The following is a 16104-nucleotide window of genomic DNA, read 5'->3' as shown; positions in this document are numbered from 1 at the left end:
CAGTCAGGGAAAGGTCAGAGTAGCCCCAGTTGTTCGACCTCGGGGGTGCGCGGCAATTCCGGCAACGCGGCAAGGCCCGGCAGGCGCTGCATCAGGCGTTGGTGAAAGCGCTGGGCCAGTGCCGCGGCCAGGCGATTGTCCGAGGTGTGCAGGAAGATGTAGGGGTTGCGGCCTTCCTCGATCCAGGCGGCGATCTTGTCCACCCAAGGGGCAAGAAAGGCCTCGTTGGCCTCCAGCTGCGGGTGGCCGATGAAGCGCACCTGGGGGTGCTGGCTGAAGGCTGCCGGGCGTGGCGGTACCTTGGGCTTCTTCGCCTGCGCATGCAGCACGGCGGGGTCACGAGAGGTGCAGCTGAACAAGGCGCGCGGGTCGAGGCAGATACGTTCCACGCCTCGCTCATGCAGCAGGCGGTTGAGCAACCGTTCTTCTTCACCCTTGGCGAAGAAGGCCTGGTTGCGCACCTCCACGGCCACCGGCACTCCGACTTCGTCAAGGAAGTGGCAGAGTTCGCCCAGCCGTGCGGGGCTGAACTGGGCCGGCAACTGCAGCCAGTACGGCGCTACGCGCTGACCAAGCGGGGCCATCAGGCGGGTGAAGTCAAAGGCCGGTTCCAGCTGATCGCGCAGGTCGCCTTCATGGCTGATGTCCCGGGGGAACTTGGCAGTGAAGCGAAAGTGTTCGGGCATGATCTGCGCCCAGCGCACAATGGTGCCGGGTGCAGGACGTGCATAGAAAGTGGTATTGCCCTCGACGGCGTTGAACACCTGGCTGTAATAGCCGAGCATTTCACTGCTGTTGGCATCGGCGGGATACAGGTAGTCGCGCCAGGCGTTTTCGCTCCATGACGGGCAACCGAGAAAATAAGGCAGTGGTGATGGACTCATCCACTAAATGTACAGGTCAAGCCCCAGTACTTCCATGTCCCAGTCGGTAAAACCGGCGGTGCTCAGGTAGCTGGCCAATGCGGTAGCCGTGCGCCGGTCACGTGCGCGGGGGAAAATCATGTCCTGCTGGCGGGCTGGCAGGCCACCGCTGCGACGGCGGGCGGTGGCTTCCTGAGGGGCGGTATCGACCTCCTCGATCACCTCGGCATCATCGATGGTCTCGTCACGCACCGCTGCTTTGCGCGAACTGCGCTTGATCGGGTAGGACTGCGGTGAGAAACCGTCGATACGCATGGCATGAGCACTCAGAACCAATGATGGCAATTTAGCAGCATCAGGGTTCCATCGCTAATGCTCGAGTGATAACTGGACCACAGATCGCGCAAAAGGTTTTAGTGTCATCGGCGATAACCGACGAATAACACTCAGCGCTTCTTGGGTGTCGCTACATTATCGCGCAAGTAGACCGGTTGCGCCTGTTCGGCAGCGATCGCCTCGCCGCGCGCCCAGGCAAAGCTGGCCAGGCTGAGGATGTCCAGGGCGTTGGGCAAGGCACTGGCATTTCTGGCGGCCACTTGCACTGCCAGGCGCTCGGCATAACCCCAACCGGTACCGGCGCCGAACCACTCGCCAGCGCTGCCCGCCGGCAGCGCCACCTGCTCGGGCGGCAGCACAGCCTCCTGGCCGACCAGGCGCATTTCACCTTCGGTGGCCTGGTAGCAGCCCCAATACACTTCATCCATGCGCGCATCAATGGCGGCCGCCACTTGCTGCACACCCTGTTCGCGCAGCGCGCCCTGGGCCAGTGCGGCCAGGTTGGACACCGGCAAAACCGGGCGCTCCAGGGCAAAGGCCAAGCCCTGGACCACACCGATGGCAATACGCACGCCAGTGAACGCGCCCGGGCCACGGCCAAAGGCGATGGCATCCAGCGCATTCAGCGCCACACCGGCCTCGGCCAGCAGCTGCTTGATCATCGGCAGCAGCTTCTGGGCATGCATGCGCGGGATCACCTCGTAATGGCTGGTTACCTTGCCGCCATGCAGCAGTGCGACGGAACAGGCTTCGGTAGCGGTATCCAGGGCCAGCAGGGTGGTCATCGAACGGGTATCCAGGTACTAGGGGAAAAAGAGCGGCAGTATAGAACAGCAGCGGCGTTGTGTCCGCAAGGGGCCGCTGTGCGGCCCCACAAACGACAACGGCCCGCAAGCGGGCCGTTGTCGAGGTGCGTCGGGCTCTGGATCAGCTCAGGGCTGCCAGGACCTTGGCGGTGATGGCTTCGACCGAGCCGACGCCTTCGATGTGGCTGTACTTCGGCTTGCCGCCATTGGAGGCCGACAGCTTCTGGTAGAAGTCCACCAGCGGCTTGGTCTGGCTGTGGTAGACCGACAGGCGATGGCGAACGGTTTCTTCCTTGTCGTCATCGCGCTGGATCAGGTCTTCACCAGTCTCGTCGTCCTTGCCTTCCACTTTCGGCGGGTTGTACTGAATGTGGTAGGTGCGGCCCGAGGCCAGGTGCACGCGGCGGCCAGCCATGCGGCCGACGATTTCCTCGTCGTCCACGGCGATTTCCACGACGGCGTCGATGTCGACACCGGCAGCGACCATGGCTTCGGCTTGCGGAATGGTACGTGGGAAGCCGTCGAACAGGCAGCCCTTGGCGCAATCAGGCTGGGCGATGCGCTCCTTGACCAGGCTGATGATCAACTCGTCGGAGACCAGCTGGCCGGCATCCATGACTTTCTTCAGTTCCAGGCCCAGCGGGGTACCGGCCTTGACGGCGGCACGCAGCATGTCACCGGTGGAAATCTGGGGAATACCGAACTTTTCGGTGATGAACTTTGCCTGAGTACCTTTACCGGCCCCGGGAGCTCCCAGCAGAATTACGCGCATCTCGTGCTCCTCAAATTTTTTTATGAAATTCAATGGATTCGGCGACCAGGGCCAAGTCCGGAAAATCGGGTATGACCATAAATCGGTCAGAAGGCTGCTCAAGATACACAGCGCTCGGCAGCCAGACAAGCGTCCCAAAGTTGCAGGAATGCGCCACCTACGGCTGGCCTGGCAGGCGGTTGCGCCCGGCGCAACCACCCTCTTCGCCCGCTTGCATGCCCTGCGCAGCACCTGCCCAGGACGCCCCGGGCCTGCACTCAGCCGGTGTTGCGCAGGCCGGCTGCAATACCCGCCACAGTCACCAGCAAGGCCTGCTCCAACGGGCTGTCCAGAGCGGCTTCGCGGCTGCGCGAGCGGGCCAGCAACTCGGCCTGCAGGCGGTGCAACGGGTCCAGGTAGGTGTTGCGCAGGCTGATGAATTCCAGCGTCTCGGGGCTGTGCGCCAGTAGCACCGGCTGCCCGGTAAGGCCAAGTACCACCTTGCACGACTGCGACAATAGGTCGCGCAGGTGCGCACCCAATGGCAGCAGGTGCGGTTGCACTAGACGTTCGTCGTAGGCCTCGGCGATCTGTGCATCGGCCTTGGCCAGCACCATCTCGAGCATGTCTATGCGGGTGCGGAAGAACGGCCATTGCTCGCGCATCTGCGCCAGCAGTTCACCCTGGCCACGGGCCAGGGCATTGTTCAATGCCGTTTCCCAGCCAAGCCAGGCTGGCAGCATCAGGCGGGTCTGGGTCCAGCCGAAGATCCACGGGATGGCCCGCAGGCTTTCGATACCACCGGCGCGGCGCTTGGCCGGGCGGCTGCCCAGCGGCAGGCGCCCCAGCTCCTGCTCCGGGGTGGACTGGCGGAAGTACTCGACAAAATCGGGGTTCTCCCGCACCACGCTGCGGTAGGCCTTGACGCCATCGGCGGCCAGCTGGTCCATCACTTCGCGCCAGGCCGGCTGCGGTGGTGGCGGTGGTAACAGGGTAGCTTCGAGCACGGCGGCCAGGTACAGGTTCAGGTTCTGCTCGGCGATGCCCGGCAAGCCGAACTTGAAACGGATCATCTCGCCCTGCTCGGTTGTACGGAACCGCCCCGCCACCGAACCCGGTGGCTGCGACAGGATTGCAGCGTGGGCCGGGCCGCCGCCGCGGCCTACCGTGCCGCCACGGCCGTGGAACAGCAGCAGCTCGACCTGGTGCTCGGCGCAGATACGCACCAGGTCTTCCTGGGCCCGGTACTGCGCCCAGGCCGCTGCCGTGGTACCAGCGTCCTTGGCCGAGTCGGAGTAACCGATCATCACCTCCTGCGGACCGCGCAGGTTGGCGCGGTAGCCTGGCAGGCCGAGCAGGCGCTGCATCACCGGGCCGGCATTGTCGAGATCGGCCAGGGTCTCGAATAGCGGCACCACCCGCATGGGCCGAGTCAGGCCGGCCTCCTTCAGCAGCAGCTGCACCGCCAGCACATCCGAGGCAGCACCGGCCATGGAGATGACGTAAGAGCCCAGCGAGGCGGCCGGCGCGGCGGCAATTTCCCGGCAGGTGGCCAGTACCTCGGCGGTATCGGCCTGCGGCTTGAAGTGCGCGGGCAGCAGTGGCCGGCGGTTTTTCAGCTCGGCCTGGAGAAACTCGATGCGCTGCTCTTCATCCCAGTCGGCATAACGCCCCAGGCCCAGGTAGTCGGTAATCTCACTCAACGCATCACGGTGGCGGGCGGCGTCCTGGCGCACATCCAGGCGGCCCAGGAACAGGCCGAAGGTCACGGCGCGGCGCAGGCAATCGAGCAACGGGCCTTCGGCGATCACACCCATGCCGCAGGCGTGCAGTGACTGGTAGCACAGCTCCAGCGGCGCGATCAGGTCGCGGTTGTCCACCAGCACCTCGGCGCTGGCCGGCTGGCTGCTGGTCAATGCCGAATGCGCCCAGGCGCGCGTTGCCCGCAGGCGATCGCGCAGTTGCTTGAGCAGGGAACGGTAGGGTTCTGCACTGTCGCCGACCCGCTCGCGCAGGGCATCGTCGGCCTGCTGCATGGACAATTCGGAGGCCAGCGCATCGATGTCGCGCAGGAACAGGTCGGCAGCCATCCAGCGCGCCAGCAGCAGAACTTCGCGGGTGACAGCTGCGGTCACGTTGGGGTTGCCATCACGGTCACCGCCCATCCACGAGGCGAAGCGGATCGGCGCCGCCTCCAGCGGCAGGCGCAGGCCGGTAGCTTCCAGCAAGGCCTTGTCGACCTTGCGCAAGTGGCTGGGGATGGCGTGCCACAGCGAATGCTCGATCACCGCAAAGCCCCACTTGGCTTCGTCCACCGGCGTCGGTCGGGTGCGGCGGATTTCTTCGGTGTGCCAGGCCTCGGCGATCAACCGGCGCAGGCGCTCGCGCACCTGCTCGCGTTCGGTCGGTGTCAGATCGCGGTGGTCCTGGGTAGCCAGTTGGCCGGCGATGGCGTCGTACTTCTGGATCAGGGTGCGGCGGGCCACCTCGGTGGGGTGAGCGGTGAGCACCAGCTGGATGTCGAGCTTGGCCAATTGCCGTGCCAGGGCATCATTGCTGTGCCCGGCCTGCTTCAGGCGCGCCAGCAGCTCGGGCAGCACCCGTGCCTCGAACGGCTCGGGCTGGTCGGCGTCTCGGCGGCGGATCAGTTGGTATTGCTCGGCCATGTTGGCCAGGTTGAGGAACTGGTTGAAGGCCCTGGCCACGGGTAGCAAGTCTTCATCGGCCAAGTCCGCCAGGGTCGAGCTCAGTTGCTCGCCAGCGCTGCGGCGGTCGGCCTTGGCACTGTGGCGGATGTCCTCGATCTTCTGCAGGAACGCCTCGCCATGCTGCTGGCGAATGGTATCGCCGAGCAGCTCACCCAACACATGGACATCTTCACGCAAACGCACATCGATATCGGTCATTGGCCCTCTCTCCGGCGCGGCTCTGGCGCATTGCATTCCTTTTCAGCCTTTACCCGCTCCCACAAGGGCGCGCGGTATTCGCACCAAGAGTGCCCACAGCCCGGCGCCGATGGCAAGCCGTGATCGGCCAAAGCAAACTAAAGTGAAAGCACGACACTCCCATGCAATGCAGCCCTTTCAGGCGTCAACAGAGGTCATCATGAAAATCCGTGAACTCGCCAGGCACTGGGAACAGAATGCCGCCGGTACCCTCAGCCCCACGGGCCATGTCCTGCACCTGGACCTTGAGTCCGAAGCGCGCCTGGCCGCGCTGATCGACATGTACCCCAAGCGCACCGCCGAGGAACTTCTCGGTGAGCTGGTCGCGGCAGCCCTCGAGGAACTGGAAGCCAGCTTCCCCTATGTGCAAGGCCGCCAGGTCATCGCCACCGACGAGGAGGGCGACCCGCTGTACGAGGACATCGGCCCTACTCCGCGCTTTCTGTCGCTTTCGCGACAGCATCTGCACGCCCTGAGCAACCCAGCAGCCGACAGCCAGAAGTAACCCGCCGCCCCCGCTCCGGGCCTGGCAAAGGCCCGGAATACCGCTACGCCCCGCGAAAGTTCCGGGCGAATCGCACTGACCGATTAGTCAGAAATAGTTATCCGCTCAGGATGATTTTTTCTGAACTATCCGAAAAACGCGTCAGTCACAGCCAATAGCCATCACGCTAAAACCCTGCACACCTGCCGTTGTGCACCGTTGAGCTGAAGCGCGTGCACGTGTCAGGGAACGAGCGATGGACTGCTACGGACAACGTCGTAAACAGGAGTGATCCAATGGAACTGACCACCAAGAACACCCGCATCTACAAACCCTCATCCACTCATGTGCGCGGGTTGAAGCTGGCAGCGCTGGCCCTGGGCAGCAGCCTCGTTCTGGCCGGCTGTGCGGGCAACCCGCCCACCGAGCAGTATGCAGTCACCCAGTCCGCCGTGAACTCCGCCGTCAGCGCTGGCGGCACCGAGTTCGCCGCCGTGGAAATGAAAGCGGCGCAGGACAAGTTCAAGCAGGCCGAGATCGCCATGCATGACAAGAAGTACGACGACGCCAGGCGCCTGGCCGAACAGGCCGAATGGGACGCCCGCCTCGCCGAACGCAAGGCCCAGGCGGCCAAGGCCCAGAAGGCCGTGCAGGATGCCCGCCAGGGCGTTCAGGACGTACGTGAGGAAGGCCTGCGCAGCGCTCAGTGAGCCCTGCCGCGCCCCCCTCGGCCTTCGCACACGATCAAAGGATGAACACTATGCGCAACTACGTCATGATTCCCGCCCTGCTGGCCCTGAGCGTCGGTCTTGCTGCCTGCTCGCACGACCCTAACGCCAACCTCGAATCGGCCCGCACCAACTTCTCCTCGCTGCAGAGCGACCCGCAATCGAGCAAGGTTGCCGCGCTGGAGACCAAGGACGCCCAGGACTGGCTGAACAAGGCCGACAAGGCCTACATGGACCGTGAAGACGAGAAGAAGGTCGACCAGTTGGCCTACCTGACCAACCAGCGCGTCGAGGTGGCCAAGCAGACCATTGCCCTGCGCACCGCCGAAAGCGAACTGAAGAACGCCTCGGCCCAGCGCGCCCAGGCCAAGCTGGACGCCCGCGACGCACAGATCGCCAAGCTGCAGGACAGCCTCAACGCCAAGCAGACCGATCGCGGCACGCTGGTCACCTTCGGTGACGTGCTGTTCGACTTCAACAAGGCCGAACTCAAGAGCAACGCCTACCCGAACGTCACCAAGCTGGCGCAGTTCCTTCAGGAAAACCCGGAACGCAAGGTGATTGTCGAGGGTTACACCGACAGCGTAGGCTCTGCCAACTACAACCAGGGCCTGTCGGAGCGCCGCGCCAACAGCGTGCGCATGGCACTGGTACGTGCTGGCGTCGACCCGGCGCGCATCGTCGCCCAGGGCTATGGCAAGGAGTACCCGGTAGCGGACAACTCGAGCAATTCGGGGCGTGCGCAGAACCGTCGGGTGGAGGTGACCATCTCCAACGACAACCAGCCGGTGGCGCCGCGCTCTGTGAGCCAGGTACAGCAGTAAGGCTGGCTAGCTGAACTGACAAGCCCCGCGCTCGACGCGGGGCTTTCTTTTGCCTGTTCCGGCCTCTTCGCGGGCACGCCCGCTCCCACAGGTACGGCGCCAGTTTCGAGCTTTGCGCGATCCCTGTGGGAGCGGGCGTGCCCGCGAAGAGGCCAGTTCAGGCAGCAGATATCTTGAGCTTTGCACAGTCCCTGTGGGAGCGGCTTCAGCCGCGAAAGGGGCAGCACAGGCAGCAGAGATAATGGCTCACTGCACCTGCTGCGGGGTTTCCTCGCCCATGCAACGCACCGCGCGCTTGCGGTTGTCCACCAGCACCCCGGTCAGGCCTTTCTGCTGGGTATCGAACAACACCAGCACGCCATCGACGCATTGGGCCACTTGTGGCGCCGGGTCGAGCGAGACCTTGTAGTCCTCGCCTGGGATGGTCTTGAGCATGGTGAAGTCCTGCAGCAACAGGGCATCCTCGGGCTTGGCGAAATGCAGGTAACCGTAGTACCACAAGGCCCCCACCGTCACGATGATGCTGCCGACACCGGTCAGGATCAGCGGGATGGCGTTGCGTTCTTCACTCATTGCTTGTTCTTCTCGTCAGGGTAATTGGGTACTTCGGCCAGCCGCCGCAGGCCGTTGAAATAGCTGGGGTCGTCAAGAAAACGCAGCATCACCTGGCGCCAGGTCGGGTCGGCGAAGGTCTGCACGTGGCCGCCACGGGTCAGTTGCAGCACCCGTGGCGCAGGCGCGTGCTGGTACAGGCGGATGCCGTTGTCCATCGGCACCAGGGTGTCGTCGATGCTGTGGAAGAACAGCTTGGGCGGGCTGCTCAGTTGCGCGATCGAGCGGATGGCGCTGTCGCCGTCCGGCACCAGCCACGACAGCGGCACCTGCAGCGGCCAGGTCATCCACGAGGTGCTGAGGGCAAAACGCCCGACCGCACGGTAACTGGCCGGCACACCGTCGAACACCAGGGCACTGAAACGCTGGCGCTGCTCCGGGTGGGCCGCCAGGTAGTGAATGGCCATGGCCCCGCCGAGGCTCTGCCCCAGCAATACCAGCGGCTTGCCCTTTACCTCGGGCGCCTGTTCCAGCCAGGCCATGGCCGCCGCGATGTCCTGGTACACCTCAGGCAGGCTCGGCTCGCCCTGCGACAGGCCGTAGCCGCGGTAATCGATCATCAATACCTGGTAGCCCTGCTCCGGCAGCCAGTAGCTGCCGCCCAGGTGCCCAGGCAGGTTGCCGCCATTGCCGTGCAGGTGCAGCACCGTGCCCTTGACCTGGACCCCGGCCTTGGCCGGCAACCACCAGCCGTGCAGGCGGATACCATCAGCAGTGGTCAGGGTGACATCGCGGTATTCGAGCCTGGCCCGCTCTGGCGTGAACGCCTGGCCACGTTCGGGGTAGAACAGCAGGCTGCTGCAACCGCCCAGGCCCAGCAGGATCAAACCCAGGGCCAGCAGGCGGCAGCACTCAGAGAATGTTCGCGTAATCGGCTTCAATGCGATCCAGGCTCAGGTGGTTGAGGAAGTTGGAGAAGCACATCCAGGCCGACAGCGCGTTGAGGTCGCGGAACTGCTCGGGCAGGTACTTGGGAGGCTCGACCAGGCCTTCCTCGACCAACTGTCGCAGGGTACGCATGTCTTCCAGGGTGGTCTTGCCACAGAACAGCAACGGGATCTGTTCGAGCTTGCCCTTCTTCACGGCCAACTGAATGTAGTTGTAAACCATGATGAAGCCCTTGAGGTAGGACAAGTCCTTGGTAAATGGCAGGCCATTGGGCACCGACCCACGGAACACCCGGCTGGCGTTGCTGTAGCTCTGCGCCATCTCGAACCCCTGCTCGCGGAAGAAGTTGTAGACCTGCATGAAATCTGCACCCTCCTCGACCATGTGGATGGCGCGGGTGCGATTGGTGAGCTTGCGCAGGCGGCTGGGGTAGGAGGCGAAGGCGATCACCTCCATGAGGATGGCCAGGCCTTCCTGCGTTACCGTCGACGAGGGCGGGCCCTTGGCCAGGAAAGTACAGATCGGCTGGTTCAGGCCGTTGAGCGTGGTACCGACATGCACCAGCCCTTCGTGCACCTCCAGGGCGCGCACGTCACGGGAGTTGAACATGGCGTCGGCACGCACCTTGATGTAGTCAGCCCCGGCCGCAGCATCGGCGACGATACCGTCGGACTCGAACACACGAATGGTTTCCTCGGCCTCGCCGAACACCTTGTTCAACCGGTGCTGGAGGATTTCCACAGCCTCCTTGGCGGTGAGGTTCTTCGGTTCGTCCTTGAGGTCGCCACGGCCATCGATGTTGTTCAGGTAGTCCGACAGCATCAGGCCGAGGTCGGCCAGGGTCGGGTCACCGGCGTGGAAGGCATCCGAAGCAGCGCCGTACAGTTCCTGGGAGATCAGGCCGAAATCCTCGGTGCCGCGCGCTTCGAGCATGCGCACCACCATGCGGTATTCGCGACACATGCGCTTCATGATCTGCCCGACCGGGTTGAACTGACCGAGCTGGCGAATGATGTCGCGCTCGATGCCCTGGAACTCGGCCTTGACCGCGCTGGAATCGAACGCCAGCGGGCGCGACTGGTAGTAGGCACGGTCGACGGCCGGCGGCTCCTTGCCCTTGGCCTTGAGGAAGCCCTGGCGGATGTTGTCGTCCCACTTCACCGCGTCCAGGACCCGGATCGGGGTCTGTGCCGCAACGATGCGGTCAGACAGGGCACGGATGGTTTGCTGGTATTCGTCCACCGGGGACTCCTTTCTAGTACAAGAAACCTGTACCGGCCTCTTCGCGGCTAAAGCCGCTCCCACTGGTACTGCATCAGGCTCGAAACCGGTGCGGTCCCTGTGGGAGCGGCTTCAGCCGCGAAGAAGCCAGCACGGTCATTTGCCGGACCGCTGGAACCGCGCCACTTCAACGAACAGGTCGGAGTTGGCCGGGTCGTCCAGGTAAGCCAGCACCCGCGCCGACGGGCTGTCGATCAGCACGCCGTCGCCGTTGTCTTCCGGCACTTCGGTGCTGCGCCCGGTCAGTTCCTTCTTGTCCACCGCCTGCTGCACCTGCTCCACATCCAGGTTGTAGACCACCAGTTCCTTGCCATCGACGATATCGAAACCGCCGATAAGGAAGTTGCCACCCAGGCGTTTCGGCACGCCAGCCGACAGGTACCAGCGGTTGCCGTGGCGCGACACGGTGAACACGTATTCCTCGGGGGCCTTGCCCTTGGCCGTGGCCACCGCCTTGTAGGCATCGCCGCCGCTACGGCTAATCACCAGCTTCAGCGGCTCACCCCAGGCGTCCTTGCTGCTCCACTTGCCGAGCAGGGCCTTGGGCGCTGCCTGGTTGCTCGGCAAGGGCTCGTGGAAGGTCACCAGACAACCGCCCAGCAGCAGGAATGACAAAGTCAACAACACCACACGCCAGGCTTTCATCAGGTTCTCCTTGAAAAGTCGGTCTCGGCTCAGGCCGATGCCAGCACCAGCTGCAGGTATCGGCTAAGCATAGCGAGCATCTGCCCATCGGCTTGCGCATTCGCATCCTTGAGCAGGCCCTGATATTCCATCTGCTCGATAATCGCCGTCAACATTTGGGCATCCTGTTCCGGTTGCTGCGAACCCACCACCTGCAGCAATTGGCGGGTGCCATGCAGCAAAATCTGTTCATGGGCGCACACCAGTTGAGCAAGGCGCGGGCAAAGCAGCGCCTCCTGGCGGAAGGCCTGTTCGGCCATCAGGAAGTCGCGGCGGTTCAGCAGTTGCCGCTGCACGTAGTCGGCAGTCATGCGCGCGACCTCGTCAGCCAGGCGTGCCCGCGCCTGCGGGCTGCCGTCACCCTGGGCCAGCAACTGGCGCAACACCACCTCGGTATTGGCCCACAGCTTGGCCATGTAGGCGGCGCTGCGTTCGACGTACTGGGCGAAGGTATCGGTGAGCAGGTCCTCGATATCCTTGAAGTAGTAGGTGGTGGCCGACAGTGGCACACCGGCCTCGGCGGCGACGGCGCGATGGCGCACACCGCGCACGCCATCGCGCACGACAATGCGCATGGCGGCGTCGAGGATCAGTTGACGACGCTGCTCGCTGCCTTGGCGGGCAGTCTTGCGGCCTTGGTATTGCACGCTTTCGGCGACGGCGGTGGCGATGCCGGCGGCGCCCTGATGAGGCATTGCGGGTGTCACGGGGGGTACCTCATGGACAGTGTTTCGTCAGTGCCGGCCTCTTCGCGGGCGCGCCCGCTCCCACAGGGACCTCACCACATTCAGGACCTGTGCAGGCCTATGATGGCTGGCAAAACAGCTCCCGAGGGAAACCACACCTGCAAGGACCTGTGGGGTCCCTGTGGGAGCGGGCGTGCCCGCGAAGAGGCCGGTACCGACAACATAAAGCTTCAGGCAAGAAAAAGCCGCCTCGAAAGGCGGCTCGTTCAATTCACTCAGGCCTGCGGACGCATGTGCGGGAACAGGATCACGTCGCGGATCGACGGCGAGTTGGTCAGCAGCATTACCAGGCGGTCGATGCCGATGCCTTCACCAGCAGTCGGTGGCATGCCGTACTCCAGGGCGCGGACGAAGTCGGCGTCGTAGTGCATGGCTTCGTCGTCACCGGCATCCTTCTCGGCCACCTGGGCAAGGAAGCGCTCGGCCTGGTCTTCGGCATCGTTGAGCTCGGAGTAGGCGTTGGCAATCTCGCGGCCACCGATGAACAGCTCGAAACGGTCGGTAACAGCCGGGTTGTCGTCGTTGCGACGGGCCAGCGGCGACACTTCGAACGGGTACTCGGTGATGAAATGCGGCTGCTCCAGCTTGTGCTCGACCAGCTCTTCGAAAATCATCACCTGCAGCTTGCCCAGGCCTTCGTGGCCCAGCACCTTGGCCCCGGCCTTTTTGGCGATGTCGCGTGCGCGGTCGACGTCCTGCAGGTCGGCAGCGGTCAGCTCCGGGTTGTACTTGAGGATCGAGTCGAATACCGACAGGCGGGCGAACGGCTCGCCGAAGTGGAACACCTTGTCGCCGTACGGCACATCGGTAGTGCCCAGTACCAGCTGCGCCAGCTCGCGGAACAGTTCCTCGGTGAGGTCCATGTTGTCGCGGTAGTCGGCGTAGGCCTGGTAGAACTCGAGCATGGTGAATTCAGGGTTGTGACGAGTCGAAACGCCTTCGTTACGGAAGTTGCGGTTGATCTCGAACACCTTCTCGAAGCCACCAACTACCAGGCGCTTGAGGTACAGCTCCGGCGCAATACGCAGGAACATGGCCATGTCCAGGGCGTTGTGATGGGTTTCGAACGGCTTGGCCGCGGCACCACCCGGGATGGTTTGCAGCATCGGCGTCTCGACTTCGAGGAAGTCGCGCTCGATGAGGAACTTGCGGATGTGCGAGATCACCTGCGAACGCACGCGGAAGGTGTGGCGGGTTTCTTCATTTACCATCAGGTCGACGTAACGCTGGCGGTAGCGCTGCTCGGTGTCGGTCAGGCCGTGGTGCTTGTCGGGCAGCGGGCGCAGCGACTTGGTCAGCAAGCGCACATTGGTCATTTCGACGTACAGGTCGCCCTTGCCGGAACGGGCCAGAGTGCCTTCGGCGCTGATGATGTCGCCCAGGTCCCAGGTCTTGACCGCGGCCAGGGTCTCTTCCGACAGGGTCTTGCGGTTGACGTAGACCTGGATACGGCCGGTCATGTCCTGAATGACCATGAACGAGCCGCGGTTTAGCATGATGCGGCCGGCAACCTTGACCGGAATCGCTGCAGCTTCCAGTTCTTCCTTGGTCTTGTCCGCATACTGCTTCTGCAGGTCGTTGCAGTAGCTGTCGCGACGGAAGTCATTGGGGAAGGCATTGCCCTTGGCGCGCTCGGCGGCAAGCTTTTCCTTGCGCAGGGCGATCAGGGCGTTTTCTTCCTGTTGCAGGTCTTGCGCTTCGGTCTTGAGGTCGCTCATTTCGTCATTCTTTCCATCAGGTGTTCGGTGCCCCTTTCGGGCAGGGCACGCGATACCGGCCCAGGCCAGGTACCGCGGCGGTTGTATGCGGTTTACAGCCCCTGCTTGAGGCTCGCTTCCAGGTACTGGTCGAGGTCGCCGTCCAGCACCTTCTGGCAGTCGCTGCGCTCGACACCGGTACGCAGGTCCTTGATACGCGAGTCATCCAGCACATAGGAGCGGATCTGGTGGCCCCAGCCGATGTCCGACTTGCTGTCTTCCAGCGCCTGCGAGGCGGCGTTGCGCTTCTGCATTTCCAGCTCGTACAACTTGGCCCGCAGCATTTTCATGGCGGTGTCCTTGTTGGCGTGCTGGGAGCGTTCGTTCTGGCAGGCCACCACGGTGTTGGTCGGTACGTGGGTAATACGCACCGCCGAGTCGGTGGTGTTCACGTGCTGACCACCGGCACCGGAGGAACGGTAGGTGTCGATACGCAGGTCGGCCGGGTTGATCTCGATCTCGACCTTGTCGTCGATCTCGGGCGACACGAACACCGCCGAGAACGAGGTGTGGCGACGGGCACCGGAGTCGAACGGGCTCTTGCGCACCAGGCGGTGCACGCCGATCTCGGTGCGCAGCCAACCGAAGGCGTACTCGCCCTTGATATGCACGGTAGCGCCCTTGATGCCGGCGACTTCACCTTCGGAAAGCTCGATGATGGTGGCATCGAAACCACGCTTGTCGGCCCAGCGCAGGTACATGCGCAGCAGGATGTTGGCCCAGTCCTGCGCCTCGGTACCACCGGAGCCGGCCTGGATGTCCAGGTAGGCGTTGTTCATGTCCATCTCGCCGCTGAACATGCGACGGAACTCGAGCTGGGCCAGTTTTTCTTCCAGGCCTTCCAGTTCGGTCACGACGTCGCCGACGGCGCCTTCGTCATTCTCCTCGACGGCCATGTCGAGCAGGTCCTGGCAGTCCGCCAGGCCGCCGGACAGCTTGTCCAGGGTCTCGACGACCTGTGCCAGCATGGCACGCTCGCGGCCCAGGGCCTGGGCGTACTCGGGCTTGTTCCAGACGTTAGGGTCTTCCAGTTCGCGGTTGACTTCGATCAGGCGGTCATGCTTGTGATCGTAGTCAAAGATACCCCCGAATGGACTGGGAACGCTCGGTGAGGTCCTTGATGGTGTTCAGGATCGGTTGGATTTCCATGGGCGGGCAGCTCTCGTGCGAATTCGGTGAAAAGCCTGCGAGTATAACCGAGTCCGCTGCAGGGCGGCAGACCCGCCGGGCGGTAGCATGCGACATTGAGAAATCACGCGGACCTTGTGGGAGCGGGCATGCCCGCGAACACCGGCAAAGCCGGTGCCATCCACTGCGTCGCCTTGTTCGCGGGCATGCCCGCTCCCACAGGGGCCGTGCAGTTTTCAAGGGCTCAGGCGATACCAACCTGGTTGCGCCCGCCATTCTTGGCCTGGTACAGGCCTTTGTCGGCAGCCGAGATCAGCTGCCGGCTATGGCTGCCGATGGACGGAGTCTGGGTGGCCAGGCCAATGCTGACTGTCAGATACGAGTCGGGGACCGGCGCGGTGTGCGGGATGCCGAGGCCGAGAACGGTCTGGCGCAGCTTCTCGGCCATCAGGCGTGCCCCACCCGGCGAGGTGTTGGGCAATACCAGGACGAATTCCTCGCCGCCATAGCGCGCCGGCAGGTCGGTCGGCCGCGAGCAAGAGCCGCGGATTGCCTCGGCCACCTGGCGCAGGGCCTCGTCACCGGCCAGGTGGCCAAAACTGTCGTTGTAGGCCTTGAAGTAGTCGACGTCGATCATCAGCAGCGACAACTGCTGCTGCTCACGCATGGCCCGGCGCCATTCCAGTTCCAGGTACTCGTCGAAGTGGCGGCGATTGGACAACCCGGTCAGGCCATCGGAGTTCATCAGCCGCTGCAGCATCAGGTTGGTATCGAGCAGTTGCTGCTGGCTTACGCGCAAGGCACGGTAGGCCTCGTCGCGCTGCAGCAGGGTGAGGTAGGAGCGCGAGTGATAGCGGATGCGCGCCACCAGCTCGATGGTATCCGGCAACTTGACCAGGTAATCGTTGGCCCCGGCAGCAAAGGCTGCGCTCTTGACCAACGGGTCTTCCTTGGTCGACAGAACGATGATCGGGATGTCCTGGGTCGCCGGATTGTTGCGGTATTCACGCACCAGGGTCAGCCCGTCCAGGCCAGGCATGATGAGGTCCTGCAGGATAACCGTAGGCTTGATGCGCACAGCCTGGGCCACCGCCTGGTGCGGGTCGGCGCAGAAGTGGAAGTCGATGTTCTCTTCGTTGGCCAGGCCACGCCGCACCGCCTCGCCGATCATGGCCTGGTCGTCGACCAGCAGCACCATCGCCGAGTTCTCGTTGGGGGTCGTGAAACCTTCGATCGGTAAATCATTCATACCTGTTCACCCGATCACTACC

Annotated in this window: 16 protein-coding genes; 3 read left to right on the top strand and 13 right to left on the bottom strand. The window is 63.7% G+C overall.

Annotated elements, in window-relative coordinates:
• Positions 1–14: 14 nt before the first annotated feature.
• The 5 genes from CAF92_RS22215 to ppc form a co-directional block, all read right to left on the bottom strand.
• Positions 15–884, bottom strand: a complete 870-nt coding sequence (locus CAF92_RS22215; RefSeq protein ID WP_085601953.1) for a DUF72 domain-containing protein — start codon at positions 882–884, stop codon at positions 15–17.
• A 3-nt stretch (positions 885–887) separates the two neighbouring features.
• Positions 888–1178: a hypothetical protein gene (locus tag CAF92_RS22210; RefSeq protein ID WP_085601952.1), complete on the bottom strand. Its 291-nt coding sequence runs from the start codon at positions 1176–1178 to the stop codon at positions 888–890.
• Positions 1179–1309: 131 nt separating this feature from the next.
• Positions 1310–1984 carry a tRNA (adenosine(37)-N6)-threonylcarbamoyltransferase complex dimerization subunit type 1 TsaB gene (gene tsaB, locus CAF92_RS22205; RefSeq protein WP_085601951.1) on the bottom strand — a complete coding sequence of 225 codons (675 nt, stop codon included), beginning with the start codon at positions 1982–1984 and terminating at the stop codon, positions 1310–1312.
• Between the two features lie 142 nt (positions 1985–2126).
• Positions 2127–2777, bottom strand: coding sequence for an adenylate kinase (adk, locus tag CAF92_RS22200; protein ID WP_085601950.1), 651 nt, complete (start codon positions 2775–2777; stop codon positions 2127–2129).
• Positions 2778–3034: 257 nt separating this feature from the next.
• Positions 3035–5662 carry a phosphoenolpyruvate carboxylase gene (gene ppc, locus CAF92_RS22195; protein WP_085601949.1) on the bottom strand — a complete coding sequence of 876 codons (2628 nt, stop codon included), beginning with the start codon at positions 5660–5662 and terminating at the stop codon, positions 3035–3037.
• A 199-nt stretch (positions 5663–5861) separates the two neighbouring features.
• Here ppc and CAF92_RS22190 point away from each other — a divergent pair, with 199 nt between their 5' ends.
• The 3 genes from CAF92_RS22190 to CAF92_RS22180 all read left to right on the top strand — a co-directional run bounded on the left by CAF92_RS22190 (position 5862) and on the right by CAF92_RS22180 (position 7737).
• Positions 5862–6206, top strand: a complete 345-nt coding sequence (locus tag CAF92_RS22190; RefSeq protein ID WP_046616113.1) for a pilin assembly protein — start codon at positions 5862–5864, stop codon at positions 6204–6206.
• A gap of 275 nt (positions 6207–6481) precedes the next feature.
• Complete coding sequence (locus CAF92_RS22185; RefSeq protein ID WP_085601948.1) at positions 6482–6895, top strand: DUF4398 domain-containing protein; 414 nt, start codon at positions 6482–6484, stop codon at positions 6893–6895.
• 50 nt (positions 6896–6945) lie between these two features.
• The gene (locus CAF92_RS22180; RefSeq protein ID WP_015269164.1) at positions 6946–7737 is read left to right on the top strand and encodes an OmpA family protein; all 792 of its coding nucleotides are present in this window, start codon (positions 6946–6948) and stop codon (positions 7735–7737) included.
• Between the two features lie 246 nt (positions 7738–7983).
• Here CAF92_RS22180 and CAF92_RS22175 read toward each other — a convergent pair whose 3' ends face one another.
• The 8 genes from CAF92_RS22175 to wspR all read right to left on the bottom strand — a co-directional run bounded on the left by CAF92_RS22175 (position 7984) and on the right by wspR (position 16082).
• Positions 7984–8310 (bottom strand): hypothetical protein, encoded by a 327-nt coding sequence (locus CAF92_RS22175; protein WP_003252219.1) that lies wholly within the window; start codon positions 8308–8310, stop codon positions 7984–7986.
• Complete coding sequence (locus CAF92_RS22170; protein WP_085601947.1) at positions 8307–9230, bottom strand: alpha/beta hydrolase; 924 nt, start codon at positions 9228–9230, stop codon at positions 8307–8309. Before CAF92_RS22170 ends, CAF92_RS22175 begins: the two co-directional genes overlap by 4 nt.
• Positions 9202–10479, bottom strand: a complete 1278-nt coding sequence (locus CAF92_RS22165) for a flavohemoglobin expression-modulating QEGLA motif protein (RefSeq protein WP_085601946.1) — start codon at positions 10477–10479, stop codon at positions 9202–9204. The genes CAF92_RS22170 and CAF92_RS22165 overlap by 29 nt, the downstream gene beginning before the upstream one ends.
• Positions 10480–10614: 135 nt before the next feature.
• Positions 10615–11163 carry a hypothetical protein gene (locus CAF92_RS22160; protein ID WP_003258915.1) on the bottom strand — a complete coding sequence of 183 codons (549 nt, stop codon included), beginning with the start codon at positions 11161–11163 and terminating at the stop codon, positions 10615–10617.
• Between the two features lie 29 nt (positions 11164–11192).
• Complete coding sequence (locus CAF92_RS22155; protein WP_015269162.1) at positions 11193–11897, bottom strand: TetR/AcrR family transcriptional regulator; 705 nt, start codon at positions 11895–11897, stop codon at positions 11193–11195.
• A gap of 266 nt (positions 11898–12163) precedes the next feature.
• Positions 12164–13666, bottom strand: a complete 1503-nt coding sequence (gene lysS / locus CAF92_RS22150; RefSeq protein ID WP_046616107.1) for a lysine--tRNA ligase — start codon at positions 13664–13666, stop codon at positions 12164–12166.
• Between the two features lie 92 nt (positions 13667–13758).
• Positions 13759–14854, bottom strand: a protein-coding gene (gene prfB, locus CAF92_RS27165; RefSeq protein WP_108480361.1) for a peptide chain release factor 2 whose coding sequence is annotated in 2 segments (ribosomal slippage) — positions 13759–14781 and positions 14783–14854 — 1095 coding nt in all. Because the reading frame shifts where the segments join, the coding sequence is not laid out codon by codon here.
• A 223-nt stretch (positions 14855–15077) separates the two neighbouring features.
• Complete coding sequence (wspR, locus tag CAF92_RS22145) at positions 15078–16082, bottom strand: Wsp signal transduction system regulator diguanylate cyclase WspR (protein WP_046616106.1); 1005 nt, start codon at positions 16080–16082, stop codon at positions 15078–15080.
• Positions 16083–16104 lie beyond the last annotated feature (22 nt).

Origin of the sequence: Pseudomonas sp. B10(2017), assembly GCF_002113295.1 — a bacterium.
In the GTDB taxonomy this organism is placed as follows: domain Bacteria; phylum Pseudomonadota; class Gammaproteobacteria; order Pseudomonadales; family Pseudomonadaceae; genus Aquipseudomonas; species Aquipseudomonas pudica.
This window is presented reverse-complemented; position numbering and strand designations above follow the sequence as displayed.

What these genes read in the sequence shown, in the direction of transcription:
- CAF92_RS22215 (WP_085601953.1), bottom strand. Translation starts at nt 884, where the DNA reads ATGAGTCCATCACCACTGCCTTATTTTCTCGGTTGCCCGTCATGGAGC.
- CAF92_RS22210 (WP_085601952.1), bottom strand. Translation starts at nt 1,178, where the DNA reads ATGCGTATCGACGGTTTCTCACCGCAGTCCTACCCGATCAAGCGCAGT.
- tsaB (WP_085601951.1), bottom strand. Translation starts at nt 1,984, where the DNA reads ATGACCACCCTGCTGGCCCTGGATACCGCTACCGAAGCCTGTTCCGTC.
- adk (WP_085601950.1), bottom strand. Translation starts at nt 2,777, where the DNA reads ATGCGCGTAATTCTGCTGGGAGCTCCCGGGGCCGGTAAAGGTACTCAG.
- ppc (WP_085601949.1), bottom strand. Translation starts at nt 5,662, where the DNA reads ATGACCGATATCGATGTGCGTTTGCGTGAAGATGTCCATGTGTTGGGT.
- CAF92_RS22190 (WP_046616113.1), top strand. Translation starts at nt 5,862, where the DNA reads ATGAAAATCCGTGAACTCGCCAGGCACTGGGAACAGAATGCCGCCGGT.
- CAF92_RS22185 (WP_085601948.1), top strand. Translation starts at nt 6,482, where the DNA reads ATGGAACTGACCACCAAGAACACCCGCATCTACAAACCCTCATCCACT.
- CAF92_RS22180 (WP_015269164.1), top strand. Translation starts at nt 6,946, where the DNA reads ATGCGCAACTACGTCATGATTCCCGCCCTGCTGGCCCTGAGCGTCGGT.
- CAF92_RS22175 (WP_003252219.1), bottom strand. Translation starts at nt 8,310, where the DNA reads ATGAGTGAAGAACGCAACGCCATCCCGCTGATCCTGACCGGTGTCGGC.
- CAF92_RS22160 (WP_003258915.1), bottom strand. Translation starts at nt 11,163, where the DNA reads ATGAAAGCCTGGCGTGTGGTGTTGTTGACTTTGTCATTCCTGCTGCTG.
- CAF92_RS22155 (WP_015269162.1), bottom strand. Translation starts at nt 11,897, where the DNA reads ATGCCTCATCAGGGCGCCGCCGGCATCGCCACCGCCGTCGCCGAAAGC.
- lysS (WP_046616107.1), bottom strand. Translation starts at nt 13,666, where the DNA reads ATGAGCGACCTCAAGACCGAAGCGCAAGACCTGCAACAGGAAGAAAAC.
- wspR (WP_046616106.1), bottom strand. Translation starts at nt 16,082, where the DNA reads ATGAATGATTTACCGATCGAAGGTTTCACGACCCCCAACGAGAACTCG.